General features: G+C 67.9%; 25 protein-coding genes. All 25 read right to left on the bottom strand.

What is annotated here, in order from left to right:
- Positions 1-612 precede the first annotated feature (612 nt).
- Positions 613-1,464 carry a type I methionyl aminopeptidase gene (gene map / locus AC0AIB_RS16895; protein ID WP_328342862.1) on the bottom strand — a complete coding sequence of 284 codons (852 nt, stop codon included), beginning with the start codon at positions 1,462-1,464 and terminating at the stop codon, positions 613-615.
- A 96-nt stretch (positions 1,465-1,560) separates the two neighbouring features.
- Positions 1,561-2,214: an adenylate kinase gene (locus AC0AIB_RS16890; protein ID WP_067301462.1), complete on the bottom strand. Its 654-nt coding sequence runs from the start codon at positions 2,212-2,214 to the stop codon at positions 1,561-1,563.
- Positions 2,215-3,543, bottom strand: coding sequence for a preprotein translocase subunit SecY (gene secY / locus AC0AIB_RS16885; RefSeq protein WP_328342859.1), 1,329 nt, complete (start codon positions 3,541-3,543; stop codon positions 2,215-2,217).
- Between the two features lie 235 nt (positions 3,544-3,778).
- Positions 3,779-4,222: a 50S ribosomal protein L15 gene (gene rplO / locus AC0AIB_RS16880; protein ID WP_328342857.1), complete on the bottom strand. Its 444-nt coding sequence runs from the start codon at positions 4,220-4,222 to the stop codon at positions 3,779-3,781.
- Positions 4,222-4,404, bottom strand: coding sequence for a 50S ribosomal protein L30 (gene rpmD, locus AC0AIB_RS16875; RefSeq protein ID WP_067301451.1), 183 nt, complete (start codon positions 4,402-4,404; stop codon positions 4,222-4,224). Before rpmD ends, rplO begins: the two co-directional genes overlap by 1 nt.
- Positions 4,404-5,018, bottom strand: a complete 615-nt coding sequence (rpsE, locus tag AC0AIB_RS16870; RefSeq protein ID WP_089004147.1) for a 30S ribosomal protein S5 — start codon at positions 5,016-5,018, stop codon at positions 4,404-4,406. Before rpsE ends, rpmD begins: the two co-directional genes overlap by 1 nt.
- Before the next feature lie 33 nt (positions 5,019-5,051).
- Positions 5,052-5,441, bottom strand: coding sequence for a 50S ribosomal protein L18 (rplR, locus tag AC0AIB_RS16865; RefSeq protein ID WP_091241997.1), 390 nt, complete (start codon positions 5,439-5,441; stop codon positions 5,052-5,054).
- The gene (gene rplF / locus AC0AIB_RS16860) at positions 5,438-5,980 is read right to left on the bottom strand and encodes a 50S ribosomal protein L6 (RefSeq protein ID WP_328342850.1); all 543 of its coding nucleotides are present in this window, start codon (positions 5,978-5,980) and stop codon (positions 5,438-5,440) included. The genes rplR and rplF overlap by 4 nt, the downstream gene beginning before the upstream one ends.
- A 16-nt stretch (positions 5,981-5,996) precedes the next feature.
- The gene (gene rpsH / locus AC0AIB_RS16855) at positions 5,997-6,404 is read right to left on the bottom strand and encodes a 30S ribosomal protein S8 (RefSeq protein WP_091242005.1); all 408 of its coding nucleotides are present in this window, start codon (positions 6,402-6,404) and stop codon (positions 5,997-5,999) included.
- A gap of 96 nt (positions 6,405-6,500) precedes the next feature.
- On the bottom strand, positions 6,501-6,686 hold the full coding sequence (locus AC0AIB_RS16850; protein ID WP_007465272.1) for a type Z 30S ribosomal protein S14: 186 nt from the start codon (positions 6,684-6,686) through the stop codon (positions 6,501-6,503).
- A 1-nt stretch (position 6,687) separates the two neighbouring features.
- Positions 6,688-7,257, bottom strand: coding sequence for a 50S ribosomal protein L5 (gene rplE, locus AC0AIB_RS16845; protein ID WP_091242008.1), 570 nt, complete (start codon positions 7,255-7,257; stop codon positions 6,688-6,690).
- A complete protein-coding gene (rplX, locus tag AC0AIB_RS16840; RefSeq protein ID WP_172898445.1) occupies positions 7,257-7,577 on the bottom strand; it encodes a 50S ribosomal protein L24 in 321 nt (106 codons plus the stop codon). Before rplX ends, rplE begins: the two co-directional genes overlap by 1 nt.
- Positions 7,574-7,942 carry a 50S ribosomal protein L14 gene (rplN, locus tag AC0AIB_RS16835; protein WP_007465279.1) on the bottom strand — a complete coding sequence of 123 codons (369 nt, stop codon included), beginning with the start codon at positions 7,940-7,942 and terminating at the stop codon, positions 7,574-7,576. The genes rplX and rplN overlap by 4 nt, the downstream gene beginning before the upstream one ends.
- A gap of 100 nt (positions 7,943-8,042) precedes the next feature.
- A complete protein-coding gene (rpsQ, locus tag AC0AIB_RS16830) occupies positions 8,043-8,324 on the bottom strand; it encodes a 30S ribosomal protein S17 (protein ID WP_067301434.1) in 282 nt (93 codons plus the stop codon).
- Positions 8,321-8,557: a 50S ribosomal protein L29 gene (gene rpmC / locus AC0AIB_RS16825; RefSeq protein ID WP_013288628.1), complete on the bottom strand. Its 237-nt coding sequence runs from the start codon at positions 8,555-8,557 to the stop codon at positions 8,321-8,323. Before rpmC ends, rpsQ begins: the two co-directional genes overlap by 4 nt.
- Positions 8,557-8,982: a 50S ribosomal protein L16 gene (gene rplP, locus AC0AIB_RS16820; protein WP_328342842.1), complete on the bottom strand. Its 426-nt coding sequence runs from the start codon at positions 8,980-8,982 to the stop codon at positions 8,557-8,559. The genes rpmC and rplP overlap by 1 nt, the downstream gene beginning before the upstream one ends.
- Positions 8,983-8,985: 3 nt before the next feature.
- A complete protein-coding gene (rpsC, locus tag AC0AIB_RS16815; protein WP_091242018.1) occupies positions 8,986-9,858 on the bottom strand; it encodes a 30S ribosomal protein S3 in 873 nt (290 codons plus the stop codon).
- Positions 9,858-10,316, bottom strand: a complete 459-nt coding sequence (rplV, locus tag AC0AIB_RS16810) for a 50S ribosomal protein L22 (RefSeq protein ID WP_328342839.1) — start codon at positions 10,314-10,316, stop codon at positions 9,858-9,860. The genes rpsC and rplV overlap by 1 nt, the downstream gene beginning before the upstream one ends.
- Positions 10,317-10,355: 39 nt before the next feature.
- Positions 10,356-10,637, bottom strand: a complete 282-nt coding sequence (gene rpsS, locus AC0AIB_RS16805; protein ID WP_088647003.1) for a 30S ribosomal protein S19 — start codon at positions 10,635-10,637, stop codon at positions 10,356-10,358.
- A gap of 12 nt (positions 10,638-10,649) precedes the next feature.
- A complete protein-coding gene (gene rplB / locus AC0AIB_RS16800) occupies positions 10,650-11,489 on the bottom strand; it encodes a 50S ribosomal protein L2 (RefSeq protein ID WP_074314603.1) in 840 nt (279 codons plus the stop codon).
- A gap of 12 nt (positions 11,490-11,501) precedes the next feature.
- On the bottom strand, positions 11,502-11,804 hold the full coding sequence (gene rplW / locus AC0AIB_RS16795) for a 50S ribosomal protein L23 (RefSeq protein ID WP_007465304.1): 303 nt from the start codon (positions 11,802-11,804) through the stop codon (positions 11,502-11,504).
- Positions 11,801-12,478, bottom strand: a complete 678-nt coding sequence (rplD, locus tag AC0AIB_RS16790; protein ID WP_328342833.1) for a 50S ribosomal protein L4 — start codon at positions 12,476-12,478, stop codon at positions 11,801-11,803. Before rplD ends, rplW begins: the two co-directional genes overlap by 4 nt.
- Positions 12,475-13,140 carry a 50S ribosomal protein L3 gene (rplC, locus tag AC0AIB_RS16785; RefSeq protein WP_328342830.1) on the bottom strand — a complete coding sequence of 222 codons (666 nt, stop codon included), beginning with the start codon at positions 13,138-13,140 and terminating at the stop codon, positions 12,475-12,477. Before rplC ends, rplD begins: the two co-directional genes overlap by 4 nt.
- Before the next feature lie 11 nt (positions 13,141-13,151).
- Positions 13,152-13,460: a 30S ribosomal protein S10 gene (gene rpsJ / locus AC0AIB_RS16780; protein WP_007073037.1), complete on the bottom strand. Its 309-nt coding sequence runs from the start codon at positions 13,458-13,460 to the stop codon at positions 13,152-13,154.
- Between the two features lie 355 nt (positions 13,461-13,815).
- Positions 13,816-15,009: an elongation factor Tu gene (tuf, locus tag AC0AIB_RS16775; protein ID WP_067301408.1), complete on the bottom strand. Its 1,194-nt coding sequence runs from the start codon at positions 15,007-15,009 to the stop codon at positions 13,816-13,818.
- Positions 15,010-15,050 lie beyond the last annotated feature (41 nt).

Below are 15,050 nucleotides of genomic sequence, written 5' to 3'. Positions count from 1 at the left end.
ACGGTTCGGCACCACCCGACCCCTGCCCAAGATCCTCGACCTGCCCCAACAGGTCTGGATCAACAAACCCGAGCCACAACGACAAGCCGCTTAACTCCCGTTGGCCTCAATCCCTTGACACGTTCCGTTCACGGCCCGCCTGACGCCTGAATCGCTAACGTCATCAGGTCTAAAGGGCCCGACATGCTCTAGCCACACCCGGGCCATCCGCAGCCGCTCCGGACACCTGTCGATCACGATCAGGGCCATCTGGCAACACCCGCCGGTCTGCCCACACCCGGGCCGTCTGCCCACACCGGACGCGGTCTGACACCAACGGGTGCCGCACCGACGCACATCGGCGTCGGACGGTGACCGACTCGAAGTCGCCGCTCTGGTCGCCGAGAGCCCGGCTGGTCGTCGAAGACCCGGGCTGGTCGTCGAAGACCCGGGCTGGTCGTCGAGCACCCGGCTGGTCTTGGGAAAGCCCGGCCGCATGACGCCGAGCGGGCGGGCGACGTTCGAGAAGCCACCAGACCAGGGGCACCTTGCGGCCGGGAAGAGGTCGGGCCCCGTCACCGGGAAGGACCGGGGTCAGGTGGCCGGGGATAAGCGGCCGGGGATAAGCGGAGGTCAGCCGGCCGGGGAGTCGGCCTGCTGCCGGGCGGTCACCAGGTCGCCGAGCCGGGCCCGACCGCCGTCGAAGGCGGTGAGCACCCACACCCCGTCCTCCAGCAGCGCCATCGAATGCTCGACGTGCGCCGCCACCGACCGGTCGCGGGTGACCACGGTCCACCCGTCGGACAGCTCCACGGTACGCGGCGAGCCCATCGTGATCATCGGCTCGATCGCCAGCGCCATGCCGGGCACCAGGCGCGGCCCCTTACCGGGACGACCGTGGTTGAGCACGTGCGGGTCCTGGTGCATCTCGGTGCCGATTCCGTGCCCACCGTAGCCGTCGACGATGCCGTACCGGCCGCCCCTGCGGACGGCGGTCTCGACCGCGTGCGAGATGTCGGTGAGCCGGCCCCGGCCGTTGGCGGCGCCCCGCGCGGCGGCGGCGATGCCCGCCCACATGGCGTCCTCGGCGACCGAGGCCATCTTCAGCAGCGCCGGGTCGACCTCGCCCACCCCGACGGTGACCGCCGCGTCGCCGTGCCAGCCGTCCAACACCGCGCCACAGTCGATCGAGATCAGGTCACCCTCGCGGAGCACCTGGTCGGCTGCCGGGATCGCGTGCACCACCTGCTCGTTGACAGACGAGCAGATCGAGCCGGGGAAGCCGTGGTAGCCCTTGAACGACGGGACCGCCCCGGCCTCCCGGATGGTCGCCTCGGCGAGGGCGTCGAGGTCGGCCGTACTCACCCCGGGGGCGACCGCCGCGCTCATCCGGCGCAGGGCCTCGGCGACCACCAGCCCGGCGGCCCGCATCTTGTCGATCTGGTCAGGGGTCTTCAGCTGGATGTCCAGCTGGGCACGGCGCATGAAGCGATCACCTTTCGTTGCCGACACACAGCGAAACAGCGGGGTACCTGACGTACCCCGCTGTTCGCACTCTATCCACCGGGTCCCGCCGCGAGGTCAGCCGCCGTACGAGCGCAGCGCGTCGATCGCGCGGACCGTGACGTCCTCCACCGGCCCGGTGGCGTCGATCCCGACCAGTTTGTTCTGGGCGCCGTAGTAGTCGACAAGCGGTGCGGTCTTCTCGGCATACTCACGCAGTCGGGCCGCGATGGTCTCCGGCTTGTCGTCGTCGCGCTGGAACAACTCGGCGCCACACCTGTCGCAGATGCCGTCCTTGGTGGTCGCGTCGAACTCGACGTGCCAGATCTTGCCGCAGCCCCGGCAGGTACGCCGGCCGGAGAGCCGCCGGATCACCTCGTCGTCGTCGACCACCAGCTCCAGCACCAGATCCAACGCGGTGCCCAGGTCGGCGAGGAGCTTGTCCAACGCGGCGGCCTGCGGCGTGGTACGCGGGAAGCCGTCGAGCAGGAAGCCCTCGGAGGCGTCCGGCTCGGCGAGCCGGTCCCGGACCATGTTGATGGTCACCTCGTCCGGGACCAGCTTGCCCGCGTCCATGTACCGCTTCGCCTCGACTCCCAGAGGCGTCCCCTGGGAGACGTTGGCCCGGAAGATGTCACCGGTCGAGATCTTCGGCACCGAGAGGTGTGCGGCGACGAACTCCGCCTGTGTGCCCTTGCCCGCGCCCGGCGGGCCAACCAGAACGAGTCGCATCTACCGCAGGAACCCTTCGTAGTTCCGCTGCATGAGTTGGCTCTCGATCTGCTTCACGGTCTCCAGACCGACGCCGACCATGATGAGCACAGCGGTGCCGCCGAACGGGAAGTTCTGGAACTGCTGGCTGTTCAGCCAGATGAAGAAGAAGTTCGGCAGGACCGCCACGATGCCCAGGTAGAGCGCGCCCGGCAGGGTGATCCGGCTGAGGATGAAGTCGAGGTAGTCGGCGGTCGGCTTGCCGGGGCGGATGCCCGGCACGAAGCCGCCGTACTTCTTCATGTTGTCCGCGACCTCGGTCGGGTTGAACGTGATCGACACGTAGAAGTACGTGAAGAAGATGATCAGCAGGAAGTAGATCACGATGTGCAGCGGCGCGTCGGCCTGCACGATGTTGTTCTGGATCCAGGCCTGGGTCTTGCCCGGGTCGGTCTGGTCGAAGAACTGGAGCGCCAGCTGCGGCAGGTAGAGCAGCGACGAGGCGAAGATGACCGGGATGACACCGGCCTGGTTCACCTTCAACGGGATGTAGGTGGAGGTGCCGCCGTACATCCGCCGGCCGATCATCCGCTTGGCGTACTGCACCGGGATGCGGCGCTGCGCCTGCTCGATGAAGCAGACCGCGGTGATGACCAGCAGGACCAGGGCGAGCACCAGGACGAACTTGCCCCAGCCCTCGTTGGTCTTGATCTTCCAGCCTTCGCTGGGGAGCCGGGCAGCGATCGAGGTGAAGATCAGGACGGACATGCCGTTGCCGACGCCGCGGTCGGTGATCAGCTCACCGAGCCACATCACCATGCCGGTGCCGGCGGTCATCGTCATGACCAGGATGCCGAGGGTCAGCCAGTTCGGGATGCCGGTGCCCTCGGGCACGATCGGGAACTGGTCGCAGCGGTTCTGGAAGAGCTGGCCGGAACGGGCCAGCGCCACGAACGCCGAGGACTGGAGGATGCCCAGACCGAGGGTCAGATAGCGGGTGTACTGGGTGATCTTCGCCTGGCCGGCCTGGCCCTCCTTGCGGAGCTGCTCCAGTCGGGGGATGACCACCGTCAGCAGCTGCAGGATGATCGACGCGGTGATGTAGGGCATGATGCCCAGCGCGAAGACCGAGAGCTGCAACAGCGCGCCGCCGGAGAACAGGTCGAGCAGGTTGAGCACGCCCGTGTTCTGGCCCTGCAGACTGTCGAGACACTTCTGCACGTTGCCGTACGAGACGCCGGGGCTGGGCAGCGTAGCGCCGAGCCGGTAGACCGCGATGATGCCTACTGTGAACAGCAGCTTCTTGCGCAGGTCAGGCGTACGGAACGCACTGAGAAAGGCGGACAGCAACTTCTTCCTCCTGCGCGCGGGCCGCCCGGTGGTGGTCCCTGGCGGGTCGGGGTGGGTGCCGGGCGAGTGCCCGATATCCATGGCTGGGAAGGGACTCTAACAGCCCGATCCCGCTCCGGGCAGGTGTGCCCGGCTACATAAACCAAATCCGATGTTACCCGGCGCACACGCTCCGGGGAGACCAGGGCGCCCGCCCAGTCACTGAGAACTGAGCGGGCGCCATGGATTGCCTGACCTACAGCTCGGTGACGGAGCCACCGGCGGCGGCGATCTTCTCCTTGGCCGAGGCGCTGAACGCCTGCGCCGACACCTGGAGGGTCACCCCGCCCAGATCGCCGGTGCCGAGGATCTTGACCGGGTGGCCCTTGCGGACCGCGCCGGCCTCGACCAGCTCCAGCGGGCCGACCTGACCGCCGTTGGGGAACAGTTCGGCGAGCCGGTCCAGGTTGACCACCTGGAAGACGACCTTGAACTTGTTCTTGAAGCCCTTCATCTTCGGAAGACGCATGTGGATGGGCATCTGCCCACCCTCGAACGCCGCCGAGATGTTCTTGCGGGCCTTCGAGCCCTTGGTACCGCGACCCGCGGTCTTGCCCTTGGAGCCCTCACCGCGACCGACCCGGGTCTTCGCGGTCTTGGCACCCGGAGCGGGGCGCAGGTGGTGAACCTTGATCGTCATTACTCGACCTCCTCGACCTTCACGAGGTGGCTGACCGCGAAGATCATGCCCCGAATCTCGGGCCGGTCCTCCTTGACCACCACGTCGTTGATCCGCTTCAGGCCGAGCGAACGCAGCGAGTGCCGCTGGTTCTGCTTCCTCCCGATCGCGGACCGGAGCTGGGTGACCTTCAGGCGCGCCATCAGGACGCCACCCCCGCCCGCGACGCCAGCATGGCGGCCGGCGCGACGTCCTCGACCGGCAGGCCACGACGGGCCGCGACAGCCTCCGGGGACTCGAGCCCCTTCAGCGCCGCCACCGTGGCGTGCACGATGTTGATCGGGTTGGACGAGCCGAGGCTCTTGGAGAGCACGTCGTGGATGCCCGCGCACTCCAGCACGGCACGCACCGGGCCACCGGCGATGACACCCGTACCGGCGGACGCCGGCTTGAGCAGCACGACGCCGGCGGCGGCCTCACCCTGGATCGGGTGCGGGATCGACTGACCGATCCGTGGCACCTTGAAGAAGTGCTTCTTGGCCTCCTCGACACCCTTGGCGATCGCCGCGGGCACCTCCTTGGCCTTTCCGTAGCCCACGCCGACCGTACCGTCGCCGTCGCCCACGATCACCAGGGCGGTGAAGCTGAAGCGACGACCACCCTTCACGACCTTGGCGACGCGGTTGATCGCGACGACCCGCTCGATGTGCGGGGTCTTCTCGACGGGCGCGTTTCCGCGGCCGCCCTCACGGCGGTTGTCGCGGCGACCACCCTCGTTGCCACCGGACCCGCCGCCACGGCGCTGTTGACCTGGCATCAGCAGCCTTCCTTATCTCTCGTGACGGGGTTTCTAGAACTCGAGCCCGGCTTCGCGGGCGGCATCGGCGAGCGCGGCGACCCGCCCCGCGTACCGGTTGCCACCGCGGTCGAAGACGACCTTGGACACACCGGCGGCCTTGGCCCGCTCGGCGAGCAGGCCGCCGACCTTGCCGGCCAGGGCGCTCTTGTCGCCCTCCGCACCGCGCAGCGACGCGTCCAGGGTCGAGGCCGACGCCAGGGTGTGACCCTTGGTGTCGTCGACGATCTGGGCGACGATGTGCCGCAGCGAACGGGTGACCACGAGGCGGGGACGCTCGGCGGTTCCGCTGACGTTCTTGCGGACCCGGAAGTGTCGACGCGCACGGCCGACGGCGCGCTTGGCGGCGACGCCGCGGCGGCGCTTGAGCAGCGTGGCGCTCACTTCTTACCTGCCTTTCCGGCCTTGCGGCGGATGACCTCGCCCTGGTACTTGACGCCCTTACCCTTGTAGGGCTCCGGCGGGCGGATCTTCCGGATGTTGGCGGCGACCTCACCGACCTGCTGCTTGTCGATGCCGGCCACGTGGAACAGGGTCGGCCGCTCCACCGTGAAGGTGATGCCGTCCGGCGCGGGGACCAGCACCGGGTGCGAGAACCCGAGCGCGAACTCGAGGTCCTTGCCCTTGGCCGTGACCCGGTAACCGGTGCCGGCGATCTCCAGGCTCTTACGGTAGCCCTCGGTGACCCCGACGATCATGTTGGCGACCAGGGTACGGCTCAGGCCGTGCAGCTCCTTGGCCTTGCGCTCGTCGTTCGGCCGGTTGACGTGCAACTGGCCGTCCTCGCCCCGCTCTGCCCTGATCGGCTCGGCGAGCGTGTGCGCCAGCTCGCCCTTCGGACCCTTGACCTTGACGGTCTGGCCCTCGATCGTGATGTCGACGCCGGAAGGCACCGGGATCGACTTACGTCCAATACGCGACATTTCTACCTGTCTCCCGTTACCAGACGAAGGCGAGGACTTCCCCGCCAACGCTCCGCTTGCGGGCCTGCCGGTCGGTGAGCAGCCCCTGGGACGTCGAAATGATCGCCACGCCCAGCCCGCCGAGCACCCGCGGGAGCCCGTCCGACTTGGCGTACACCCGGAGACCGGGCTTGGACACGCGCTTGATGCCGGCCAGGCTGCGCTCGCGGCTCTGGCCGTACTTCAGCTCGACGACCAGTCGCTTGCCGACGGCGCCCTCTTCGGGCTCCTCGACCGACCAGGTGGCGATGTAACCCTCGGCCTTGAGGACCTCGGCGATGTTCGCCTTGATCTTCGAGTAGGGCATCGTCACCCGGTCGTGGTACGCCTGGTTGGCGTTACGCAGACGCGTGAGCATGTCTGCGATCGGGTCGGTCATCGTCATGAATTCGTCAACCTTTCTCGCCGGGGTTCCCCGGGCACGGCCCGGGGCCTACGGCGAAGAGACAGTTCAGCTGACACGCCGAAGCGCGCCGGGCTATTACCAGGAAGCCTTGGACACGCCGGGCAGCTCACCGCGGTGGGCCATCTCCCGGATGCAGACCCGGCAGAGACCGAACTTGCGGTAGACCGCCTTCGGACGCCCGCACCGCTGGCAGCGGGTGTACGCGCGAACCGAGAACTTCGGCTTCGCAGCCGCCTTGATGATCAGCGCCTTCTTGGCCATCTCAGTTCTCCTTGAACGGGAAGCCCAGGAGCTTGAGCAGCGCCCGGCCCTCGTCGTCGGTCGTGGCGGTCGTGACCACCGTGATGTCCATGCCCCGCTGGCGATCGATCCGGTCCTGGTCGATCTCGTGGAACACCGACTGCTCGGTCAGGCCGAACGTGTAGTTGCCGTGCCCGTCGAGCTTGCGCCCGTCCAGGCCGCGGAAGTCGCGGATACGCGGCAGCGCGATCGACAGCAGCCGGTCCAGGAACTCCCACATCCGGTCGCCGCGCAGGGTGACCTTCGCGCCGATCGGCATGCCCTCACGCAGCTTGAACTGCGCGATCGACTTGGTGGCCCGCCGCACCTGCGGCTTCTGGCCGGTGATCGTGGCCAGATCGCGGACGGCGCCGTCGATCAGCTTGGCGTCGCGAGCGGCCTCGCCGACGCCCATGTTGACGACGATCTTGACCAGCCGCGGCACCTGCATGGGGTTGCCGAAGCTGTGCTGCTCCTGCAGCTTGGCCACGATCTCGTTGCGGTACCGCTCCTTGAGGCGCGGCAGGGTCTTGGTTTCGGTAGCCGTGGTCATCACAGGTCCTTACCGGTGCTACGCGCGATGCGGACCTTCTGGCCGTTGTCGTCGAACCGGTAACCGACCCGGGTCGGGTTCCCGTCGGAGTCCAGGACCTGCACGTTCGAGACGTGGATCGGGGCCTCCTGGGTGACGATGCCACCGGTCTTGGCGCCACGCTGGGTGGTGCTGATACGGGTGTGCTTCTTGACCCGGTTCACGCCTTCGACGAGGACCTTGTCCTGCCGCGGGTAGGCCGCGATGACCTTGCCCTTGGCGCCCTTGTCCTTGCCGGCGATGACGATGACCGTGTCGCCCTTCTTGACCTTCACGGTCACAACACCTCCGGCGCGAGGGAAATGATCTTCATGAACCGCTTGTCCCGCAGCTCCCGGCCCACCGGGCCGAAGATACGGGTGCCGCGCGGGTCCCCGCCGTCCTTGATGATGACGGCGGCGTTCTCGTCGAAACGGATGTACGAGCCGTCCGGCCGCCGACGCTCCTTGGCGGTGCGGACGACGACGGCCTTGACGACGTCGCCCTTCTTGACACCGGCACCCGGGATCGCGTCCTTGACGGTGGCCACGATGACGTCGCCGATGCTCGCGTAGCGCCGACCGGAGCCACCGAGAACCCGGATGCACAGGATCTCCCGGGCACCCGTGTTGTCGGCGACGCGCAGTCGCGACTCCTGCTGAATCACGTCTATCTCCTATGTCTGCCGGTTCTCCGGCCGCCCTCGCGGACGGCCGGAGCCTGGCGGAACCTGCGCCCGACCGAAACCGGCCGAGCTCGAGCCTTCGCTACTTGGCCTTCTCGAGGATCTCCACGATCCGCCAACGCTTGGTGGCGGACAGCGGCCGGGTCTCCATGATCGAAACCCGGTCACCGATGCCGGCGGCGTTCTGCTCGTCGTGGACCTTCAGCTTGCGGGTACGACGCATGATCTTGCCGTACAACGCGTGCTTGACCCGGTCCTCGACCTCGACCACGACGGTCTTGTCCATCTTGTCGCTGACCACCAGGCCCTCACGAACCTTACGGCGGGCCCGCACGGTGGCGGTGGTGTTCTCGGTCTCGCTCATGATGCAGTCACCTCAGTCGGCGCGGCCGAGAGACCCAGCTCGCGCTCACGCATGATCGTGTAGATCCGGGCGATCTCCCGACGGATGACCTGCAACCGCCGGTTGTTGTCCAGCTGACCGGTGGCGGCCTGCACGCGGAGGTTGAACAGCTCCGCCTTGGCCTCGCGCAACTTCGTGACCAGCTCCTCCTCGGAGAGCTCACGCAGCTCGGAAGGCTTGACGCCCGCTGCCATCAGGATTCACCCACTTCGCGCGTAACAATGCGGCACTTCATCGGGAGTTTGTGGATCGCGCGACGCATCGCCTCTCGCGCGATCTGCTCGTTGGGGAACGACATCTCGAAGAGAATCCGCCCCGGCTTGACGTTCGCGACCCACCACTCGGGCGAGCCCTTACCGGAACCCATCCGGGTCTCGGCCGGCTTCTTGGTGAGGGCCTGGTCCGGGAAGACCGTGATCCAGACCTTGCCACCACGCTTGATGTGCCGGGTCATGGCGATACGTGCCGACTCGATCTGCCGGTTGGTCACGTACGCCGGCTCGAGAGCCTGGATCCCGAACTCGCCGAACACCACCCGGTTACCGCCCTTGGACGCGCCGTGGCGGTCCGGGTGGTGCGGCTTGCGGAAGCCCTTCGGGGGCTTGCGCGGCATCAGCATCTGTCAGCCCTCCTGCTGCGTTTCTGCCGGCTGGGTGACGGCCGCGGCGACAGCGGAGCTGTCGACCGGCTCACCGCTCGGCGTCTCGGCCTGCTGCGCGATGGTGGTCGCGGCAGCCCGGCCGGCCTCGGTACCGCCGGCGGTCGTACCGGACGAACCCGACCGGCCACGACGCGGCCGCTCGGGCCGGTCGCCACGCTCACCACGACGCGGGCGGGACGGACCGGCCTCGGCCGGAGCCTCCCGGCCCGGCACGGCGTCGCCCTTGTAGATCCAGACCTTCACGCCGATCCTGCCGAAGGTGGTACGGGCCTCGAAGAAGCCGTACTCGATGTTGGCCCGCAGCGTGTGCAGCGGAACCCGACCCTCGCGGTAGAACTCCGTCCGGCTCATCTCGGCGCCGCCGAGACGACCCGAGACCTGCACCCGGATGCCCTTGCAGACGGGGTTCTTCATCGCCGACTGCATGGACTTGCGCATCGCCCGACGGAAGCTGACCCGGCTGGAGAGCTGCTCGGCGACGCCCTGGGCGACCAGCTGCGCGTCCGACTCGGGGTTCTTCACCTCGATGATGTTCAGCTGCACCTGCTTGCCGGTGAGCTTCTCCAGCTCGCCGCGGATCCGGTCGGCCTCCGCACCCTTACGGCCGATGACGATGCCCGGCCGGGCGGTGTGGATGTCGACCCGGACCCGGTCCCGGGTGCGCTCGATGTCGACCTTGGAGATACCCGCGCGCTCGAGGCCCTTGGACATCATCCGGCGGATCTTGACATCCTCGCCGATGTAGTCCTTGTAGAGCTTGTCCGCGAACCAGCGGGACTTCCAGTCGGTCGAGATGCCGAGCCGGAATCCAGTGGGGTGAACCTTCTGACCCATTACTCGGCACCCTCCGTCTTGCTCTCGGTCTCAGCGGCCTCGGCCTGCTGCGCCGGGGCGGCCTTCTTGGCAGCCGCCTTCTTCGGCGCGGCCGGCGCGACCGCCTCCACCGCCACGGTGATGTGGCAGGTGCGCTTGCGGATCCGGTACGCCCGGCCCTGCGCCCGCGGCCGGAACCGCTTCATGGTCGGGCCCTCGTCGACGAACGCCTCGCTGACGAGCAGCGCGTCAGGGTCCAGCCGCTCGTTGTTCTCCGCGTTGGCGATCGCGCTAGCGAGCACCTTGTACACCTGCTCGCTCGCCGCCTGCGGCGCGAACTGCAGCACCGTGAGCGCCTCCTTCGCGGGCAGGCCGCGGACGAGGTTGACCACCCGGCGCGCCTTCATCGGCGAGATGCGCACGTGTCGCGCAACCGCCCGCGCGCCCGGAAGCACCGGAGCGTCGCCCTTTCCTGGCATCGCTGTAACCCCTTGTTCCTCTATCCGTATGCCCGCGGCTCAGCGCCGGCGGCTCTTCCGGTCGTCCTTCTCGTGACCCTTGAACGTGCGGGTCAGCGCGAACTCGCCGAGCTTGTGCCCGACCATCGCCTCGGTCACGAACACCGGGACGTGCTTGCGTCCGTCGTGCACGGCGATCGTGTGCCCGAGCATCTCGGGGATGATCGTCGAGCGCCGCGACCAGGTCTTGATGACGTTCTTCGAGCCCTTGTCGTTCTGCGTCTCCACCTTCTTGAGCAGGTGGTCGTCGATGAACGGGCCCTTCTTCAGGCTGCGAGGCATGCTCTATCTCCCTCAGCCGCGCTTACGCGTGGCGTAGCGGCGGCGGACGATCAGCCGGTCGCTCGGCTGGCCCTTACGACGGGTGCGGCCCTCGGGCTTACCCTGCGGGTTCACCGGGTGGCGACCACCGGAGGTCTTACCCTCACCACCACCGTGCGGGTGGTCGACCGGGTTCATCGCGACACCACGGACGGTCGGGCGCTTGCCCTTCCACCGCATCCGGCCGGCCTTACCCCAGTTGATGTTCGACTGGTCGGCGTTGCCGATCTCACCGACGCTCGCGCGGCAGCGTACGTCGACCCGCCGGATCTCACCGGACGGCATCCGGAGGGTCGCGTAGACGCCCTCCCGGCCGAGCAGCTGGATGCCGACGCCTGCCGAACGGGCCAGCTTGGCGCCGCCGCCCGGACGCAGCTCCACATTGTGGATGGTGGTACCGACCGGGATGTTGCGCAGCGGCAGGTTGTTGCCCGGCTTGATGTCGGCGCCCGGACCGGACTCGACGCGGTCGCCCTGCTTCATGTCCTTCGGCGCGAGGATGTAGCGCTTCTCGCCGTCGGCGTAGTGCAGCAGCGCGATGCGCGCCGTGCGGTTCGGGTCGTACTCGATGTGCGCGACCTTCGCCGGCACGCCGTCCTTGTCGACCCGCTTGAAGTCGATCAGACGGTACTGCCGCTTGTGGCCGCCGCCGTGGTGCCGGGTGGTGATCCGGCCGTGGGCGTTGCGCCCACCCTTCTTCGGCAGCGGAGCCAGCAGCGACTTCTCCGGCGTGGACCGGGTGATCTCGGCGAAGTCGGCGACGCTGGAGCCGCGTCGGCCCGGCGTCGTCGGCTTGTACTTACGGATAGCCATTGTCTACACCCCTCAGCTGACCGGGCCGCCGAAGGCCTCGATACGGTCACCGTCAGCCAGCTTCACGATCGCCCGCTTGGTCGCCTTGCGCTGACCGAAGCCGGTCTTGGTGCGCTTGCGCTTGCCCTGGCGGTTGAGCGTGTTGACCGTCAGGACGCGGACGTTGAAGATCTGCTGGATAGCGATCTTGATCTCGGTCTTGTTCGCGTCCGGGTGCACCAGGAAGGTGTACCAGTTCCGGTTCAGCTCGCTGTAGCTCTTCTCCGAGACGACCGGCGCGACGATGATGTCCCGCGGGTCGGCGATCGTGCTCACTTGCCACCCTCCTCGGTGGTCTCGGCGGACTCGGCCACGGGGCCGGCCTCCGCGGGTACGCCCAGGAACTCGTCCAGGGCGTCCTTGGTGAAGACCACGTCGTCGGCCACCAGCACGTCGTACGTGTTGAGCTGGCCGGACTCGATCAGGTGCACCCGCGGCTCGTTGCGCAGCGACACCCAGTTCAGCTCGTCGGTGCCGCTCAGCACGACCAGGACCCGACGGGCCTCGGTCAGCTTGGCCAGGGTGGCCAGGGCCGCCTTGGTCGACGGCTTCTCGCCCGAGACGAACGCCTCGACGACGTGCACCTGGCCGGCGCGGGCCCGGTCGGAGAGGGCGCCACGCAGGGCGGCTGCCTTCATCTTCTTCGGGGTCCGCTGGCTGTAGTCGCGCGGCACCGGGCCGTGTACCACTCCACCACCGGCGAACTGCGGCGCGCGGATCGAGCCCTGCCGGGCGCGACCGGTGCCCTTCTGCTTGTAGGGCTTCTTGCCGCCACCGGCGACCTCGCCACGGCTCTTGACCTTGTGGGTGCCCTGCCGGGCCGCCGCGAGCTGAGCCACCACGACCTGGTGCATCAGCGCGATGTTGGCCTGGACGTCGAAGATGTCGGCCGGCAGCTCGACGGAGCCGCTCTTGGCGCCTTCGACATTGCGGACGTCAACGGTGGTCACTTGGCCACACCGCCCTTCTTCGCCTTCGTCTTGGCCGCGGTGCGGACCAGGACCAGCGCGCCCTTGGGGCCGGGAATGGCACCACGGACGAGCAGGAGGTTGTTCTCGGTGTCGACCGCCTGGACGGTCAGGTTCTGGACGGTGTAGCGCACGCCACCCATCCGACCCGCCATCCGGGTGCCCTTGAAGACGCGACCCGGGGTCGCGCAGGCGCCGATGGAGCCCGGCGAGCGGTGCTTGCGCTCGACGCCGTGGCTGGCGCGCAGACCGTGGAAGCCGTGCCGCTTCATCGGGCCGGCGTAGCCCTTGCCCTTGGTCTTGCCGGTGACGTCGATGGTCACGCCGGCCGGGAACTCCTCGACCGTGACCTCCTGGCCCAGCGAGTAGTCCGCCGCGTTCGCGGTGCGCAGCTCGACGATGTGCCGGCGCGGCGCCACGTCCGCCTTGGCGTAGTGCCCGCTGAGCGGCTTCTTGGCCTTGCGCGGGTCGATCGTGCCGTAGGCGAGCTGGACCGCGGAGTAACCGTCCTTCTCGGCGCTACGCACCTGGCTGACGACGCACGGGCCGGCCTGAACCACGGTCACCGGCACAACCTTGTTGTTGTCCCAGACCTGGGTCATACCGAGCTTGGCGCCCAGGATCCCCTTGACTTGCCTGTCCATTTGTCCGGTCCCTACAGCTTGATCTCGATGTCGACGCCAGCCGGCAGGTCGAGGCGCATGAGCGAGTCGACCGTCTTCGGAGTCGGGTCGATGATGTCGATCAGCCGCTTGTGCGTGCGCATCTCGAAGTGCTCGCGCGAGTCCTTGTACTTGTGCGGCGAGCGGATGACGCAGAAACGGTTGATCTCCGTGGGCAGCGGCACCGGGCCCGCGACCTGCGCCCCGGTGCGCGTCACCGTCTCGACGATCTTCCGCGCCGAGGAGTCGACGACCTCGTGGTCATAGGCCTTGAGCCGGATGCGGATCTTCTGTCCCGCCATGGTGGCTTCTGTTCCTTCTCTCGATGCCGCTGTGTTGCGGGCACCTGTACCGGCTGGCACAGGCCCACTTCGCCGACCCCCGCGGTCGGGCGTGTCGCGCCCGTGGACCAGGCTCCGCCCCGGGACTCCGGAGCGATTCGCTGACCACGCGGTGGGTCAAGGCGCCGATCGCATCACAGCGATCTGGACGCCGTGCGAGGGTGGTTGACCGCCAGGGGCGATCAACCACCCTACGCGCGACTGTTGGTCTCCCCGGAGGTCCAACCTTACGCCGGACGCGGGCGACTAACCGTCGTTACGCAACCTGACTAGTATGCCGCACGACCGGCGGCAACGCTAATCGGGGTTACCTAGCTCACTTGATGATCTTGGTGACGCGGCCGGCGCCGACCGTACGACCACCCTCGCGGATCGCGAACTTGAGGTTGTCCTCCATCGCGATGGGCTGGATGAGCTTCACGGCCATCGTGGTGTTGTCGCCCGGCATGACCATCTCGGTGCCCTCGGGAAGGGTGACGACACCGGTGACGTCCGTGGTCCGGAAGTAGAACTGCGGACGGTAGTTCTGGAAGAACGGGGTGTGCCGGCCGCCCTCCTCCTTGGAGAGGATGTAGACCGTCGCCTCGAACTCCGTGTGCGGGGTGCTGGTGCCCGGCTTGACGACCACCATGCCGCGCTCGACGTCCTCGCGCTTGATGCCCCGCAGCAGCAGACCGACGTTCTCGCCCGCGCGGGCCTCGTCGAGCAGCTTGCGGAACATCTCGATGCCGGTGCAGACCGTCTTCTGCGACTTCTCGCGGATACCGACGATCTCCACCTCCTCGTTCGGCTTGAGGATGCCGCGCTCCGCGCGACCGGTGACGACCGTGCCACGACCGGTGATCGTGAAGACGTCCTCGATCGGCATCAGGAACGGCTTCTCGGTCTCCCGCTCGGGCTGCGGGATCGCGGTGTCGACCGCGTTCATCAGCTCCAGCAGGCGGCCGGTCCACTCCGGGTCACCCTCGAGGGCCCGCAGCGCCGACACCCGGACGACCGGCAGGTCGTCACCCGGGTACTCCTGCGCCGAGAGCAGCTCACGAACCTCGAGCTCGACGAGCTCCAGGAGCTCCTCGTCGTCGACCATGTCGCTCTTGTTGAGCGCCACGACGATGTACGGCACACCGACCTGACGGGCCAGCAGCACGTGCTCGCGGGTCTGCGGCATCGGGCCGTCGGTCGCCGCGACCACCAGGATCGCGCCGTCCATCTGCGCGGCACCGGTGATCATGTTCTTGATGTAGTCGGCGTGCCCGGGGCAGTCGACGTGCGCGTAGTGCCGCGCCTCGGTCTGGTACTCGACGTGTGCGATCGAGATCGTGATGCCGCGGGCCTTCTCCTCCGGCGCCTTGTCGATCTCGTCGAACGGCGTGTACGGGTTGAGGTCCGGGTACTGGTCGTGCAGGACCTTGGTGATGGCCGCCGTCAGCGTCGTCTTACCGTGGTCGATGTGACCAATGGTGCCGATGTTGACGTGCGGCTTAGTCCGCTCGAACTTAGCCTTCGCCACTGGTGTCCTCCTGTGGACTTCTTGGTTCGTTCGCCCCGGCG

Source organism: Micromonospora sp. DSM 43699 (genome assembly GCF_055517075.1).
The sequence above is the reverse complement of the archived record's forward strand: the minus strand, read 5'-3'. Positions and strand labels throughout refer to the sequence as shown.